This is a genomic window from Thermogutta sp. (genome assembly GCF_014359955.1).
Classification (GTDB): Bacteria; Planctomycetota; Planctomycetia; order Pirellulales; family Thermoguttaceae; genus Thermogutta.
This window is the reverse complement of record NZ_JACIYL010000016.1, coordinates 1-15,249: the sequence shown is the minus strand read 5'-3', so window position 1 is coordinate 15,249 and position 15,249 is coordinate 1. Positions and strand designations below refer to the sequence as shown.

General features: G+C 60.0%; 11 protein-coding genes and 1 tRNA gene. 3 read left to right on the top strand and 9 right to left on the bottom strand.

Annotated features, from left to right (window positions below; genetic code table 11):
* Together H5U08_RS01255 and queF are read right to left on the bottom strand one after the other, a co-directional pair.
* The coding region (locus H5U08_RS01255; RefSeq protein ID WP_297029336.1) for an RtcB family protein at nt 1-623 on the bottom strand (623 nt) is incomplete at its 3' end.
* Nucleotides 624-753: 130 nt separating this feature from the next.
* A complete protein-coding gene (gene queF / locus H5U08_RS01250) occupies nt 754-1,131 on the bottom strand; it encodes a preQ(1) synthase (RefSeq protein WP_297029334.1) in 378 nt (125 codons plus the stop codon).
* Between the two features lie 143 nt (nt 1,132-1,274).
* On the opposite strand from queF, the gene queC reads away from it, so the two are divergent.
* Nucleotides 1,275-1,976 (top strand): 7-cyano-7-deazaguanine synthase QueC, encoded by a 702-nt coding sequence (queC, locus tag H5U08_RS01245; RefSeq protein WP_297029333.1) that lies wholly within the window; start codon nt 1,275-1,277, stop codon nt 1,974-1,976.
* 4 nt (nt 1,977-1,980) lie between these two features.
* A complete protein-coding gene (locus H5U08_RS01240) occupies nt 1,981-2,751 on the top strand; it encodes a 7-carboxy-7-deazaguanine synthase QueE (RefSeq protein ID WP_297029331.1) in 771 nt (256 codons plus the stop codon).
* A 164-nt stretch (nt 2,752-2,915) separates the two neighbouring features.
* Here the strand turns inward: H5U08_RS01240 and H5U08_RS01235 are convergent, their stop codons facing one another.
* From H5U08_RS01235 to H5U08_RS01210, 6 genes are all read right to left on the bottom strand, one after another.
* Entirely contained in the window at nt 2,916-3,509 is a 594-nt protein-coding gene (locus H5U08_RS01235; protein WP_297029329.1) for a carbonic anhydrase, read from the bottom strand.
* Between the two features lie 294 nt (nt 3,510-3,803).
* A tRNA-Pro gene (locus tag H5U08_RS01230) sits at nt 3,804-3,879 on the bottom strand.
* 493 nt (nt 3,880-4,372) lie between these two features.
* The gene (locus tag H5U08_RS01225) at nt 4,373-4,939 is read right to left on the bottom strand and encodes a SpoVG family protein (RefSeq protein WP_297029327.1); all 567 of its coding nucleotides are present in this window, start codon (nt 4,937-4,939) and stop codon (nt 4,373-4,375) included.
* Between the two features lie 27 nt (nt 4,940-4,966).
* Nucleotides 4,967-5,875, bottom strand: a complete 909-nt coding sequence (ispE, locus tag H5U08_RS01220) for a 4-(cytidine 5'-diphospho)-2-C-methyl-D-erythritol kinase (RefSeq protein WP_297029325.1) — start codon at nt 5,873-5,875, stop codon at nt 4,967-4,969.
* Nucleotides 5,876-6,112: 237 nt separating this feature from the next.
* Nucleotides 6,113-6,706: a hypothetical protein gene (locus H5U08_RS01215; RefSeq protein WP_297029322.1), complete on the bottom strand. Its 594-nt coding sequence runs from the start codon at nt 6,704-6,706 to the stop codon at nt 6,113-6,115.
* Nucleotides 6,707-6,750: 44 nt separating this feature from the next.
* Nucleotides 6,751-8,007: an ATP-binding protein gene (locus H5U08_RS01210; protein ID WP_297029321.1), complete on the bottom strand. Its 1,257-nt coding sequence runs from the start codon at nt 8,005-8,007 to the stop codon at nt 6,751-6,753.
* Between the two features lie 855 nt (nt 8,008-8,862).
* On the opposite strand from H5U08_RS01210, the gene H5U08_RS01205 reads away from it, so the two are divergent.
* Nucleotides 8,863-12,084: an SBBP repeat-containing protein gene (locus H5U08_RS01205; protein ID WP_297029319.1), complete on the top strand. Its 3,222-nt coding sequence runs from the start codon at nt 8,863-8,865 to the stop codon at nt 12,082-12,084.
* A 162-nt stretch (nt 12,085-12,246) separates the two neighbouring features.
* Here H5U08_RS01205 and H5U08_RS01200 read toward each other — a convergent pair whose 3' ends face one another.
* Nucleotides 12,247-14,787 carry a hypothetical protein gene (locus tag H5U08_RS01200; protein WP_297029318.1) on the bottom strand — a complete coding sequence of 847 codons (2,541 nt, stop codon included), beginning with the start codon at nt 14,785-14,787 and terminating at the stop codon, nt 12,247-12,249.
* Nucleotides 14,788-15,249: the final 462 nt, after the last annotated feature.

Here is a 15,249-nt window from a genome sequence, read left to right as displayed (position 1 = left end):
CCCGCCCCCAGCGTCCCACACTGGTCGCTCCCTCGCTTTTTGGCCTCGGTACTCACACAGGAAGCGTCGGCCCCCGCCATGCAGCCGCCTTCTTCCGTATTCTTGAGGTCCTCCTCGGTCGCCAGTCCGATCTTTTTCAGGTACCGGCAGCCTTCCTCCAGAAGCTGGTCCATCTGCTTTCCGGAAAAAAGATAGGGGCCGCCTTTGCCCACCCCCGCCGGGATCCGCTGGAACAGAATATTCATGAGTTCGGGCAATCGGGGCCGGACATCGTCAATATGGAGATTCGTCCGCATGAGACGGACACCACAGTTGATGTCGTACCCCACCCCACCCGGTGAGATAACGCCACCTTCCTCGGGATCCGTGGCGGCCACCCCACCGATGCAGAAACCGTAACCCCAGTGGATGTCGGGCATGGCCAGACTGGCGACCTGAATGCCGGGGAGCGTCGCCACGTTGGCCACCTGCTCGGGAGCCTGGTCCTTGCGGATTTGCTCAATCAGTCGGTCGTCGGCGTAGATGCGGCCTTCGACCTGCATTCCCGGTTTATAATCAGGTGGGATTCGCCAGGTGGTCTCGTCGATGCGTTCGAGCGGCCCAACAAAACCTTCCTTACTCATAGGTGCCTCCTTTTCTCTATTCGATGGCACAGAGACCGCCCCCGCGGCGGGTTGTCGATCGGGATGATTTCCTGGGCGATACTCTCAGCGCACTCGTTGCCCGCGCCCGGTACTCCCTGCACCCAATATTTTACGAGCCCGCCTTCTCCACCCGATACTGCGCAGACACCCGCGTCGTAATTCCCCCGCGAGGCCGGAAATCGGCCACGACCTTCATCCACCGTGGCCTGAGAACAGCGACAAGGTCGTCGAGAATCCGGTTCGTGACGTGTTCGTAAAAAATACCCACATTCCGATACGCCTGGAGATAGAACTTCAGGCTCTTCAATTCCACACAGAGTTTATCCGGACAGTACGTGATGGTGATGGTACCGAAATCGGGCTGGCCCGTCCGCGGACACACGGAGGTGAACTCCGGGCATATAATCTCAATGGTATAGTCCCGATCCGGATACTGATTCTCAAAAGTCTCCAGGATATGTCGAAAAGATTCCGCTTGCTGTGCCACGCCGCGTCTCCTTTGATTGCTCGCAACTTCCTCTTTTAATCATGATATAGGCAGAGGGGGCTTTTGGATACTGCGGCGGATGGGTTCGGCTCCCTGAGATCGGTTGCGTTTTGCGCTCTGACTGGAAAGGAAAACCTGGGAAAATGGCCTCGCAAGCAAGCCCCGGCGCGGTGGTACTGCTATCGGGTGGGATGGACTCCTCGACAACTGCTGCGATTGCCAGGCATGAGGGATTCCACATCTATGCGCTGACCATCGATTATGGACAGCGTCATCGGCTGGAACTCGAATCCGCCCGAAAAATCGCCCAGTTTTTGGAGGCGGCCGAGCATATCATCCTTAGAGTGGACCTGACCTGCTTCGGACACAGCGCTCTGACGGATGAAATCGCGGTACCCAAGGATCGACCCGTGACGACCGGCCCCGGGGAGATCCCGGTCACCTACGTCCCAGCGCGGAACACGGTTTTCCTGGCCTTGGCTTTGGCTTATGCGGAAAGCCGAGGACTGGCCGATATTTTCATCGGCGCGAACGCCGTGGATTACAGCGGGTATCCGGATTGCCGACCGGAGTTCATCGAGGCCTTCGAGCGCCTTGCCAATCTAGGCACCAAAGCGGGTGTGGAAGGCCGGGCCCGCTTCCGCATCCACGCGCCTCTGCTGCGGATGACGAAGGCCCAGATCATCCGCCGGGGCATGGAACTCGGCCTGGACTACGGCCTCACCCATACTTGCTATGATCCGACTCCCGACGGCCTGGCCTGTGGACGCTGCGACGCCTGCCAGCTCCGCAAGAAAGGATTTGCCGAGGCCGGACTCCAGGATCCCATCGTCTACGCCTCGTGAACAGATGACGCAGTTACCCATTTCCAGCATGGCCCTCGATCCCAAAGTGGACACAACCGGCGCGGCGGAGCAAAGGCTCGATCAGCCGCTCCGAATTGCCGAAATTTTCCAGTCCCGGCAGGGAGAAGGATTTCTCACCGGGACGGAGAGCGTCTTCATCCGCGTGTCAGGATGCAATCTCCGCTGCAGGTTCTGCGATACCCCCTATGCAAGCTGGCAACCGGAGGGCCCGCTGCTGACGGTCGACGAGATCCTTCATCGCGTGGAAAGCTTTCCCGCCCGGCATATCGTGCTGACGGGCGGTGAGCCCATGATGTTTCCACAAGTTGTCCCCCTCACCCGGCATCTGTCCGATCGCGGCTACCACGTGACGGTGGAAACGGCGGGCACGGTGTATCGGCCGGTCCAGTGCCATCTCATGTCGATCAGTCCCAAGCTCAGCAATTCCACGCCCGACAGAGAACTGCATCCGCGATGGTGGAAAGAGCACGAGCGACGGCGACACCAACCGGACGTGATTCGGCAGCTTATCCGCGAATATCCCTACCAGATTAAATTCGTGATCGACCGGCCGGAAGACGTGGAGGAAGCAGAGCGCTTTCTGGCCGCCATCCCCGAAATCGACCGCGACCGGGTACTCCTTATGCCCCAGGGGACCAATCTGGAGACCCTCCGCGAGAAAATGGCGTGGCTGGAACCACTTTGTCAGCAACACGGATTCCGGCTCTGTCCGCGGAAACACATTGAGTGGTACGGTCCGGGCCGGGGCAAGTAGCGACTGAGAAAGGCCGGGTGTTTGGCTGAGGGACATGGATCAGCCCATTTTGCCGATGTCTCCCGCCATCGCTTTTGTGCAAGGCCAAATGTTCTCGCCCGGATCGAGCACCTGCCCCGTGAGCCGGCCGTGTGCTCCTGGCAATCGGTTGCCCGCGAAAGCGTTCACCCTTTCGCGCCCATAGCCTTGGCAGTGTTGACCTTCTCCGCGAGCCGAACGCCCGGACGTCGCAGCCGCATCGATTCCACTTCCCACACATAGCCGTGAATTTGCACGTCGGGAGGGATCAATGGGCAGTTACGGAGCAACTCCACCTGCTTGAGGCAAATCTCGTCCACATCGGAGAACATCCGAATCCACTTGGGAAACACGCCTGGGGGAAGCTTGAGTTCGGGCAGGGCCGGATCGATGGCTACGCTGTCCGGGTCGATCCCTTTCTCGCGGAGGGCATTTGTGAGAAATTCCCCGGTTGCCGTCATCATGCCGCACTCGGTGTGATTGACGACGATGATTTCCTTGGTGCCAAAGAAGTTGGTGGTGAGCATGGCTGAGCGGATGACGTCGTCCGTCACGAGACCTCCCGCGTTGCGGTACACGTGGGCATCACCCAGCCGAATGCCCAGCGCCTCCTCGACCGGCAGCCGCTCGTCCATGCAGGCGAGCACAAACAGGCGCCGGTTATTGGGAATTCCCTTCTGGCGCCGCAAAGCCCAGGCTTCCCGTTCCGCCAGTTCCATGTCAATTTGCTGGTAGAGCATAGCGACACCCTCCGATTCCGCCAAATACATTTGTTTGTTGATGCGTTAACTCATATTAGCTCCCTCGCGGGCATTGTAGGGAGCGAGCGCCCCAACGTCAAGCGACTTTGTTTATCAAATTACTCATCAACACAGAAAGGCCTCTATCTCGGGAAAAACTCCTACCAGGCGGCTCAAAAGGGCGATCGTGATTGCGCACAATCGGGCAAATTCCAGAATGCGACAATGATGACGAGGACAGGCGAAAACGGGAGGGCGCGGATCGTCCCACGCAAGGAACAGCGCACAAAAAAATCGGGGCGACTGGATTTGAACCAGCGACCTCTTGGTCCCGAACCAAGCGCTCTAAGCCAGGCTGAGCTACGCCCCGGAAAATCGTTCTTCCCAATATCAATGTGTGTGAAGAAAACCTGCCTGGCCCGTCGGCGGTTTTTGTTCCGGCCACGCAGGCTTCTTCATCAGTTTACCGCCACTTCCCGCCCAGCGTCAATCCATGATGTCCCCGAAGTTCAGCCACTTCCAAAATCGCCTTGGTCTGGGGTGGAAAAAGCCGGTCGTAATCCTGACCGCAACGCAGGCGATCCGTTCATATTCCGGCAGGAGCAATTCATGAATGGCCCCAACGACCTGCCGAGCAGCGATCCATGGATCGAATGCGGGAGGAGCGATTCACGAATCGCTCTTGCCACAATCGCCTCCGCACTCGCACAGCCCCCTCCGCCAGAAGACTCCGCTGATTGAAAGTTCCCCACCAAGATGCCGCCAATCCGGCGGTCAAGTCGGCAAAACGGAGAGCAAAAGCACGCCGGTGCCGGAAAAGAGTTCGCGCTATCTGCTCAGTGGAAAAGGCTTTTCCAAATGTTTTACGGAGCCGCTGCCTCGGGTGGCTCTTGCCGTTCTTTCTGGGTGACGTCCTCAGGAGGTTTATGCGGACCACGCGGCTGCTCGCGCTCGCTGTGCGCCTTGCGGTGCGGTGGTTTTTTGGGCAGGGGTTCCGCCGCCTCGGCCGTCCTCTCCTCGTCGAAATCCTCATAGGTCGAGACATAGCCCGGCAATTTTGCCCGGGCCTTTTCCTCTTCGTAAGCGGCGATGACGCGCGCCTGGATCATTTCCCGGCACTGGGAATTGATAGGATGGGCAATATCTGCGTAGAGTTTTGCCCGACCTTCCTCGTCGCGCTCGATCGGCTGCTCTTTCAGCCGGATTCCACACTGGTTGCAGTATTGAGCCCGAAGGTGGTTCTTCGTGCGGCAATTGGGACAGCGAGCCGTGAGCTTACGGCTGGGCATGGCGACGAACGGCCCGTTCGCCCCTTCGATGATTTTCAGGTCCCGGACCACGAAGCAATCATCGAAGGTGATCGAGCAGAAGGCTTTCAGCCGCTCTCCGGGCTCGTCCATGAGCTTGATGCGTACCTCGGTGATTTCCACGGCCGACCTCCTTTCCCTGAGGACTCTTCACATGACCGAGTGCACGACGAATGCAGCACCGAGCCGGGTGGACTGGATCCGCCGCGCCGCGGCCAAGGCCTGTTTGCGGTGGCTGTACACCGCGAAGTAGCAGGAACCGCTCCCCGTCAAGCTGACCGCCAACCCACCTGTCCGAGCCAAGGACTGTTTCAGGCGGGCCAGCCCCGGCGCCAGCCGCTGCGCAGGTTCCTCCAGTCGATTGAACACCCGCTTTCCGAACGAGGCCCAATCACCCTTCTGCCATGCTTCGAGCAGGGGCGTGGCCGCCTGCGGCGTTTCCGGCACCCGACAGGCTCCATACACCTCCCGCGTCGCCAGGCTTACCGGTGGCTTGACCACCACTGCATGAAGCGGCGGGCCCGGCCGGACGGGCTCCACAATTTCTCCTCGTCCGCGACATACGCTGGGTCCTTTGTGGAGGAAGAGGGGAACATCACTCCCCAGCCGCGCACCCCAGTCGTGCAATGTCTGGGGGGATACCCCGACGTTCCACAACTGGCACAAAGCCACCAGCGCAGCCGCCGCGTCCGAAGATCCCCCACCTAATCCCGCGCCGGTGGGAATACGTTTCCAAAGTTGGATACGTACTCCGCGGTTGATTCGTGTTTCTTGCTGAATCAGGCGTGCCGCCCGATACACAAGATTGGTTTCATCCGCCGGCACGGAATGCTTTCCGCAGAGTTCCGCCCAATCCCCTTTCCACACCCATTTTACGTCCAGGACGATGTCACTTCCCGCGATTTCCTCGAACACCAGGGTATCATAGAGGTTGACAGGAACGACCAGGGTCTCGATGAGGTGATAGCCGTCTTCGCGGCGCCCCAACACCTCGAAGAAAAGGTTCAATTTCGCGGGGGCATGAACGACCCACGATGTGTGCCAGCGTTGGACCTGCATTCGACGTCCGCCCCGGCAAGAGTACCTACGGTTGCAGCAACCATCCCCCAAGCGCTAGGGATTTTAAGCCTTTCTTTAATGGCGTCAATAGCTCTTTCCCCACAGTTGGGTGGTGAAACTTTTTCGGCGTGCCGCGGTGTCACTTTCTCCGCAAAGGCCGCTCATCATTTTCAACCCACGCCGATCCAAAGTCTGCCCGTTGTCACGTCGCTCCGCCGGGCTCGAACTCATCACGCGCTAATCACGCGGAAACCATGTCCGCAGGACGGTGCAAAGTCTTCCAAAGGCGTCATCTGTGCACCGGGAGAGTCCTACCTTTTCAGCAAGTTCTTCGTAGAGAGACGCCGATCGCGGCGTTCGCGTGAGGCGCAGCGCCTGCTCCATGGCCTCCTTGGGGCGCCGGGGTTTTGTTTCCCCGGGATTGAGATAACCTTCTTTCTCCAGCCATTTCCGCAGTTTTTTAAGGTCCGATCCCCACCCGAGCACCCGAGCCACATGTGGCGAATCTGCCCAGACCCATGCTTCCAATTCAGGGTCTATAACGATGGCCGAACACCGGTTTTGCCAGCCGTTTTTGCTGAGCTTTGTTTCCACCTCTCTTTGGATCTCCTCTCGCCCCAGTGTCTTTTCCGCGCCACATCCCTCCCGATCGAACATGACCAAGGCATACCGATACTGGGTCACAAACGGCCGCAGAAATACATGAGCCGCCCGATACACACCTGGATCCCGCTTGGGGTGTTCATAAACGTCCACCGCGTCACTCGGGGCAATGGGGCGGATTTGGAGGGCGTGATGTCGCTTGAGGAGGGCCATTACAGCGATTCTCATTGTTGGGTCGCCTGTCAAAACAATGAGATCTTTCATTTGTCTACTTATCCCAAAATGCCTGATGCGAAAAGCGTCCCCAGGTCCGTTTCTTCTTTCCAGTCGCGAAGCTTTGGGTGTTCTAACCCCGTCACCACATCCGTAGCCCCATCAGGTGTTTTTTTGAAGCACAGTAATTGGCCGGCTTCCACCAAACTCAAGATAACCGGGGAATGGGTCGCCACCAGAACCTGAGCCTCATACAGCGACCTGAGGGACTCAATAACAGTGGCCACAGCAAGCGGGTGAATCCCGTTCTCGGGCTCTTCGATCAAATAGACACCCTGAAGGGAGGGAAGATAAGCGAGAATCGTCAAAGCCAGCAGTCGCAGTGTTCCGTCGGAAACCATCCACGAAGGAATTTTCAAGCCGTTCTCGTATTCAATGACGAGGTAGCGGTGTCGATCCTCTTCGCGTTCAACGGTTGTAATGTCCCGGACCTCGGGAAGTGCTGTGCGAACATGGTCGATCCATTGCCGCCACCGACAGGGGTTTTTGCGAAGTTCGGCAATGATCCAGGGAAGATTGGATCCGTCCGGCTTGAATGTTCGGGGCTGACCAGGGGGACTGGGTCTCTTCATCAGCAAACTATTAAGGACAATCGGCTGGATTCCCTCACACAACAGCGTTTTGAACCACGTGGCTGCGGGAAACGTGGATTGGTCTTCCGGCAAATTGCCAAACGCGCTTTTTTGAGGTCCCAGCCGAATGGAAGGAAACCATCCTTTCCCCGATTCTTTTCCCACTTCGCTGTAAAAATGATCGAGACCGCTCGCAGCCTTTCGCACGACTCGGCGCTCTCCGCCCCCCACGCGACGCGTCATGATCGATCGCGGAGCCACGTGCTCCATCGGGAAAAGTTCTCTCGAAACCGGCCGGGGTTCTCGCCACCGCTTAAGAATGACCGACTCATCCAGGATGGAAACGACCTCGGTCTCAGGGTGTATTCCTATGCAAACCTCGTAGCGAATCGTATCCCATGGCATTTCGGGTGCCCGACCCCTGATCCCATCCGGGATTCTCGCTTCCACGGCCAGCTCAAATGGGCCGGTCCCCCTTTTCCAAACGAGGTCCTGAAAATTAGCGGTGCGTTCTTCCAGTGCTGCCTGCAGACCGTCCTCCACAAGGCGTCCCAGAAAACCGACAACGTCCAGAAACGTCGTCTTGCCACTTGCATTCGGTCCCACCAAAACGTGGAACGATTGCAAAGGCTGGCGAACGTAGCGAAGACACCGGTAATGGAGGGCCTCAATGAGCCGAATCATGTTTTTGTTTTACCTCCGATCCACCCCGCTCGCTGGACAACCGGAAGGTCATTTTACACAAGATGTGGCCCTGTCTCTCGACCACCTACCCTTTCCGTACTCCTTCCCGTAACGCATAAATTCTCTCACGCGGTGTAGTGCCGCATTGTTGGGGCGCAAGCCCTCGATCCAGCATGTTCCGTCACGTCACCGCTGGCAAGGTGACTTAGCTCGAACAGATAGTCGGAGGGACACCCCTATCGTATCCGTAGACCTAGAATCGATCGCCCAATCCTCGCAGGCGGACCTGACAAGCAGGTCCCTCCGGGAAATCGTTCGGAGGGGCACGCTTGTCGTGCCCGAGGAAGGAAATGGATGATCCAACGTCGGACGGCGGACCTGAAGAGCGGTGAGTTGAAATGGACAATCCAGCGTTGGAACGGCGGACGTGACAAGCACGTCCCTCCGGAAAGAAGGAGCCGACGGGCGGGTCCCTCCGAATGCTCGAAAAAACGTTGCCTGCCCGGCACGCCCCTCCGGATAGCGCGAGAGATCCCGTCCTGCAACGCCACGGTTGATGCCCGACCGAAGACGCACCTCACGCATTGCCGTACCGCACGTTCCGCCTCTGCGCTCTCACGAGCTCTCACAAAAAGTGCCGATAGCTCAGCCCGGGGGAGCTTGCATAGGGTTCTCTCCTGCGTTAGCTTGTGGGCACGCTGAGCCGGTGCTCCCGACTGTACCTCTTTGCCGAAAGACAGCGCCGGACACAACCGCTAAGTTCCGTCCCGGCATGTCCACACTCCAATCCCAGTCGGCGATCTCCGGTAGCAAATCTGTGAGACCAAGGCGGGAAAGAAACAGGAGATCGCCTCCATGCTGCGACGCGACGGGAGACGATGGCCTCATGGAAGAAGTTCCCTTTTCTACGCGGGCGCACTTGTTGATCGCTCCGCGCAACGGCTCCGGAACCGCCGAACTCGGCGAGACCGTCGATCCCCGCCTGCTCAGCGAATATTAACCCTGGAATCCCTGGAACCGCGTCTCCTGCTCGCCGCCACTTCACTGGCCGACTTCTCCTCAGTCTCCTGGAGCGGCTCTTTCGGCGGCACTCAGTACGACGAAGTCCGGGCCGCCGCTGTGGATCCTGACGGGAACCTTATCGTGGTGGGTACGAGTTTTTCAAGCGGCTGGGTCTCCGGCGGCTACGACACCACCTGGGCTGGCGATGGCGATGCTTTCGTCGCGAAGATCTCCCCGGAAGGTACCCCGCTGTGGTCAACATATCTGGGAGGAGTTCTCGATGATGGCGCCGCCGGTGTCGCCGTCGATGCGGACGGAAATATTTATGTCGCGGGATGGACGCGTTCGCCGGGTTGGATTTCCGGCGGGTACGACACCACCTACGCTGGATTCGGCGATGGTTTTGTGGTCAAACTCAGCCCCACGGGGGCCTATCTGTGGGGAACCTACCTCGGTGGAAGCGACTGGGACACGCTTTCCGCCATCGCGCTGGACGGTTACGGGAATATTTACGTCGCCGGCACGACCAGTTCTTCGGGATGGATCCACGGCGGTTTCGACTCGACCTACAACGGTGGCACGTTCGACGCTTTTGCCGCCAAGCTGACAACCACCGGACAATTCGTCTGGTCCACGTATTTGGGCGGTTCGCAGCGGGATTATGCCTTCGCCCTGGCGTTTGCCGAGGGATCCGTTTATGTCGCGGGCCGGACATCCTCTCCCAACTGGATGGTCGCCGGAGAAGACCTCACCTACGGCGGTGCTTACGACGGTTTTCTGGTCCGGCTGTCCTCCACCGGGCAACGTGTCTGGTCCACGTATCTCGGTGGAAGTGCGGAGGACGCGGCCCTCGCCATCGCCGCCTCACAAAATGTCATCTACGTGGCAGGTCGCACGGCATCAACCGATTGGCCAAACGGCACTCCTCTCGCTGGCCCTCAGGGAAACCAGGATGCCTTCGTCCTGGCCATGCAACCGGATGGTCAAACCCTCTGGTACGCTTACCTGGGGGGAACCGGCAACGACAGTGCCGCGAGCATCGCCCTGAGGAGCGACGGCACCATCCTGGTGGGCGGGCAAACGGGCCTGGCAGATTGGGCGGGAGGGCGAATCCTCGGATCCTCCGGCGGGGGCAACGAAGGATTCGTGCTCCGACTTACCACCACCGGCCAACTAATCACCAGCGATGTCCTTGGTGGAGAAGCGGACGACTCGGTCGTGGGCCTCGTGCCGACGCCGAATTCGGAATTGCACGTGGTGGGTAACAGCTATTCCACTCCCAGTTGGCCAACGGCCGTGCTCCTCGGCGAGCCAGGGGACCAGGACGGCTTCACGGCTGCCCTGTCCTTTGCTCAACCACCTGTGGTCGCTCGGTTAGTCGCCGACTCACCGATTCTGCTGAGAGGCGAACCGCTTCTCCTCCGTGCTCAGGGCATCGCTGATCCCAACGGCCTGGATACCGTCAACTCCTTGGATCTTTATCTCGACGCCAATGGAAATGAAAACTGGGACGCTGACGACCCGCTCCTGGCAACAACCGGTTTAACCGCGGAGACTGAGGCCATCTGGGAAATCGACGCGACCACCCTCGGAGCCTGGCCGTTGGGACGCTATCGGTTTTTCGCAATTGCTCGTGACGATACCGACCTCACGAGCGATCCGGTGAGCACCGAGATCCTGTATACAAAGCGGGTCGAACTGGGGACCATCGATCTTCGGCACATCGTGGAGACGGAGCCCGAGGGCGAAAGTATCTTTTACCGACTGCTCGTCGCGCACCTGGCCGGACTGTCCGTGAGAGCTCCCTCCCCGGCGGATCCCGACGCGATCCATTTCGCACTTTATGAAGCGGATCCCCTTGTGGAGGCCCAATCGGAGCCTGTGGCCGTCTCAAACGTTGTGGACGGCACCGTGCAGCTTGATTTCTCCCGAGCCCAACCTGGGACCGTGTACCATCTCGTGCTGGATGTAGCCCCCGGCTCCGGAATCGGTGAGGTTGTTTGGACGATCGCCAATCTCGTGGATCAGGACCCCACGACGGGCGCGATCACCGTTTTCGACACGTCGCACGATGACACGGTGCAGGTCGCGTTCACCGGAGACACAAGCGCCCCGGGCACGGTGATCACCATCGAGGGAGTCTCCTTCGAGCTGCCGGTTACCCCAGAAACCGGCCGGACGATCGCCATCCAGGCGGGCCCCGGCCACGATGTGTTGATCGTGACCGATTCCATCGGCGATGATCAGGTGGAAGCCTGGCCAGACCGGGTCGTGTTCCATCGCGGCGCCACCGGTTCGCCTGGTGCCAATCCCCCAGGATCAGTGACCGTCGTCACGAGCACTGGGTTTGAAGAGATGCACATCTACGGCACCCAGGGAGGCTACGATACGGCCTGGCTTTCCGACACCCTGTGGCAAAACGGTGCCGATACCGCAGCCCGGATGAAGTTCGAACCAGCCCTGGGCCATGTGAAATGGATCACCGCCCGGTCCTACCTGCGCATCAAGTTGTTCGAGTTGGTGGATGTCTTCGGGGGAGGAAATAACGACCGTGCGATTTTCTTCGATGGCGCCGGCGACGAAGTCTTTGAAGGGCAGTGGGGATTGAGCCGCCGCACAGGGCCGGGCTATGACGTCCGCGCGCACGGATTTCCCTCCGTGGTGGCCTATTCTCAGGTGGGAGCAGATCGGGCAAGGCTCGTGGATTCCGTCTTCAAAGACGAATTGCAATTCAAACCCCATAAAACGGAGCTTTTCGACCAGTCCACAGGTGGCAACGTGTACCGCGTAACGGTACGGGGATTTCCTCTCATTGAAGCCGAAGCCCTATCACCCCAGGACAGGGACAAAGCCGCCCTGTGGGATACCGTGTTCGACGATCTCATCACAGCGACGCCGGAACAATTGGTCTTCGCTCGTCTTCTGGCCGAAGCGCGCCGCCCGATGCTCATCCTGCGCGGTTTTGAATTTGTCAAAGTCCGCGACAGCGCCGGAGGCCAGGATCAGGCGACGGTGATGACGCCGCTGCCCTACGATCTCATTTTCGGAGCCGGCTGGGACGTACGCACCGAATAGTCATAGTCGCGTGTGGCACACCGCAGATAACGCCCACGGCCGAAAAAGGTCCGGCTGTCCTCGCAGTTCTGGCCGTGTGGCCATCACCGGGGCAGTGCTTCCAGACTTTTACGTTTCGGTTTGGTGCTGTTCCCCGTTTAGCCCGGGAACATGCCGCGGCTTTCACGGTGTGTCGGAGTACACCTGGGTGCTTTCTTCCTTGGTGATGGGCAGGCGGATATCGTCACTGAGGATCTGCACGCGGATACGCTGATCGCCTGGGGCGATTGCCTGAGCACGCACCCGGAACACCGCTTCTGCCTTGGCTGGCAGGCGAGGCAATTTACCGAAGAGGACCTCCGACCCATTGATGGTGTTGTTGGTGGGACCTTCGCCGGCGAGAGGTCGCAGGCCTTCCGGCAGGATCACCATCACCTGCACGTTCGTGGCCTCTTTGGTTCCCTGATTGACGACGCGGATTTCGTAAGTGGTTTCTGTGCCCACGGCCACCGGATCTCGCGTGTCCGCCACCTGGAAATGGAGTGCGGAGATGCCCTCCACCTGGATGGCCAGCCGCTGATCGTCTCCCAGACCCAGTTCATCGCGGACCGTGCACGTCAGCGGCTGCTCCCCGGCAGCGATCGGTCGCACCACGAGTTCCACCTGCCCTGTTTGGCCGACGGGCAATTCCTGGAGCAACCACTGGACACTGTGCGTGGTGGGATCGTACGTGCCCGCATTGTTGGCCCGTACAAATTGCAGTCCCGGCGGCAAGGCGGCCGTCAAACGCACCATCCGCGAGCTGGCCGTGCCCGTGTTGCTCAGGGAAATCTGATACGTTGTTTCGCGATCCAGAAAACGTTTGGCGGGTCCTTCGATCGCCAGTTTGAGCTGCGGCGCCAGCACGTTGATGGTGTTCTGATTCTCCACCCGAACGTTGCCGTCTGCTCGGGCAATCAGCCGATTGACGGCCGATCCCGGCCGAACGGCACGCAGGCGCAACTGGACCTGGCGGGATTCCCCTGGGCGAAGGTCCCCCAGCACGTTCTCCAGCTCGCTGCCGGCGGGATGCTGCATTTCCTGGGGAACGTGTTCCTCCAGCACCACGTTTGTGGCCACGCCCGAGCCGGTGTTGGTCACCGTGATCGTTGCCGTGATTTCATCACCAATGAGGGCCTGAGGCGGAAACTCCGCCTTCAGCGCGAGCTGCGGTCGGGTGGAACGCGTCCTGGCCGAGGCCTGAGCATGGACGAGGACCGTCACCACGCTTCCCAACTCGCCTTCCTGCAACGGCATGAACTCCGCTTCCAGGGCGATTTCATCCCCGGGTTTCATGGGGCCGAGCGTCCACACGAGAGTTCCCTGTATCTGCTGACTGGCCTGCGGATTGGTCCGCAGCACGCGGACGCCCCAAGGGATAGGATCCTGCACCTCAACCTTACTGATGGGAATGGCCCCGCTGTTGCGGATGACAATCCGAGCGCTGGCGGGCTTTCCCACCTGAACCTCGCTGGGGAGAATCTTCTGAATGGTAATTTGCGGCGTTTGCGGGCCTTCCAGACTGGCATCGCCCGGTCGGGCATCCCCCTCTGATCCCGCCGGCAAAGAGCCCCCGTCTGGATCCGACACTGTTCCCGTTCCCGACACAAAACCGCCCGCACTTCCCGCGCCCAACTGGAGAGGCAGGGCCCGCGTCGGCGGAGGCGTGATGATCCCCGGCGTTTGACCTGTGGGCGGGGGAGGAAGACTGTCAAACGGACTGACCGCCGGTGAGGCAGCACGCGCCGCAGGACCGGACTCCGAAGCGTTCACCGGGCTGCGAGGGGGTGAAGCAGCAGACGTCGCCAAGGGGCTGGCACTCCCGGGAATCGACACCGCTCCCGGGTCGGAGGCGGTATCAGCCCGCTGTGTTGGGAGTTCGGCTGGCCCCGGGCGGAAAGCCGGCGGCGTTGCCTGCGCCGCCTGCGGTGCCGTGGGTTGAGACAGTGTCTGCCCGGGCGCCTCCTGGGCCGAAAACACTTCCGAGGCATCGGGGATGCCCGTGGAGGCGGCGTCGTTCGGCGCCACAGGGGCGCTTTCTGCAGCCGGAGAATTCGCCTCTTTCGGCTTTATCTTTGATGAGGGCGAACCGGTCCCTTCAGATGGTGTCTCGGGAACGTTCCACCCGGCGCCAGCACTCCCCGAAACCGATCCCGGTGATAATGTCGCCGACGTTTGCGGAGTTGGGGGCAAGACGCGGGGCGATCCCGCGGGTTGCGCTTCGAAAAGGGTAGGAATCTCGTGGGATGCTCCATTCGGTGACGCGGGACTCCCCGGTCGATCGGCGGAAGATGCCTCGCCATCAACCTTTGTGGGAATCACCGCGGACGGCACTCGTCCCTTTTCACTGAGCATCGGCCGCGATCCACCGCGCAGGGGATTTTCCGGCGGGTTCACTGGCGGACCGGATACCCCCGGCGCATTCACCCCAGACTGAGATGCGGCATTCTGGAGCGGATGAACGCTGGCTCCGGGAACGAAACGCTGCGGCTGAGGAGAGACGGCCGACTGGGCCACATCGGTTCGATTAACCTCCTCCGCCTGGGCCCACGTCCCGTGACCGTTCCAGAATGCCTTGATCGTGATGGCGGCAACCGGTACCACGACCAGAACCGTCGCGAGAATCAGCCACCGACCCGACCACGAAACCCAATGCGTGTACAGCCGTTGCGCCCATGCAGGCATGGGAGATCCTCCATGCTGACGAAGCATGTTCCGTTCCACCTCTCTTAATATTTGCGCGACGGGACTTTGACCCGGGGAAGCGCTTTTGATGCCAACAGGCGCCCCCGGGCGGCCTTGCGCGCATGTCAGGTCTTTGTAGTCGTCGCACCTGAAAGCCGAGCAAGACCGGCGACCCGCTGGCAACCTGCGCGGGTCTGGTAAATAGCAAATTTTTCAAAGGCTGGAAAGAGCAAATTCACGCCCCGCGGCGGTAGCGCGGTTGCCGACGCGACAACGCGGATGGCCAAAATAAGTTACGGCAAAAGCACGCCAACGCCGTGGAAAGCGTCCCTCCGACAAATCAAAAAACTCCGGAAGGGTTGACACCATTCTTTCTCGAGGAATTTTCCCTTTTCACTTCCTGTCACCAAGCCCATTCGCTTCCGTACTCGCCATCGATTCCGACTTGCCTTCGAAGTTTTC

What these genes read in the sequence shown, in the direction of transcription:
- ispE (WP_297029325.1), bottom strand. Translation starts at nt 5,875, where the DNA reads ATGCAGGTCCAACGCTGGCACACATCGTGGGTCGTTCATGCCCCCGCG.
- H5U08_RS01215 (WP_297029322.1), bottom strand. Translation starts at nt 6,706, where the DNA reads ATGAGAATCGCTGTAATGGCCCTCCTCAAGCGACATCACGCCCTCCAA.
- H5U08_RS01240 (WP_297029331.1), top strand. Translation starts at nt 1,981, where the DNA reads ATGACGCAGTTACCCATTTCCAGCATGGCCCTCGATCCCAAAGTGGAC.
- queC (WP_297029333.1), top strand. Translation starts at nt 1,275, where the DNA reads ATGGCCTCGCAAGCAAGCCCCGGCGCGGTGGTACTGCTATCGGGTGGG.
- H5U08_RS01210 (WP_297029321.1), bottom strand. Translation starts at nt 8,007, where the DNA reads ATGATTCGGCTCATTGAGGCCCTCCATTACCGGTGTCTTCGCTACGTT.
- H5U08_RS01235 (WP_297029329.1), bottom strand. Translation starts at nt 3,509, where the DNA reads ATGCTCTACCAGCAAATTGACATGGAACTGGCGGAACGGGAAGCCTGG.
- H5U08_RS01205 (WP_297029319.1), top strand. Translation starts at nt 8,863, where the DNA reads ATGCTGCGACGCGACGGGAGACGATGGCCTCATGGAAGAAGTTCCCTT.
- H5U08_RS01200 (WP_297029318.1), bottom strand. Translation starts at nt 14,787, where the DNA reads ATGCCTGCATGGGCGCAACGGCTGTACACGCATTGGGTTTCGTGGTCG.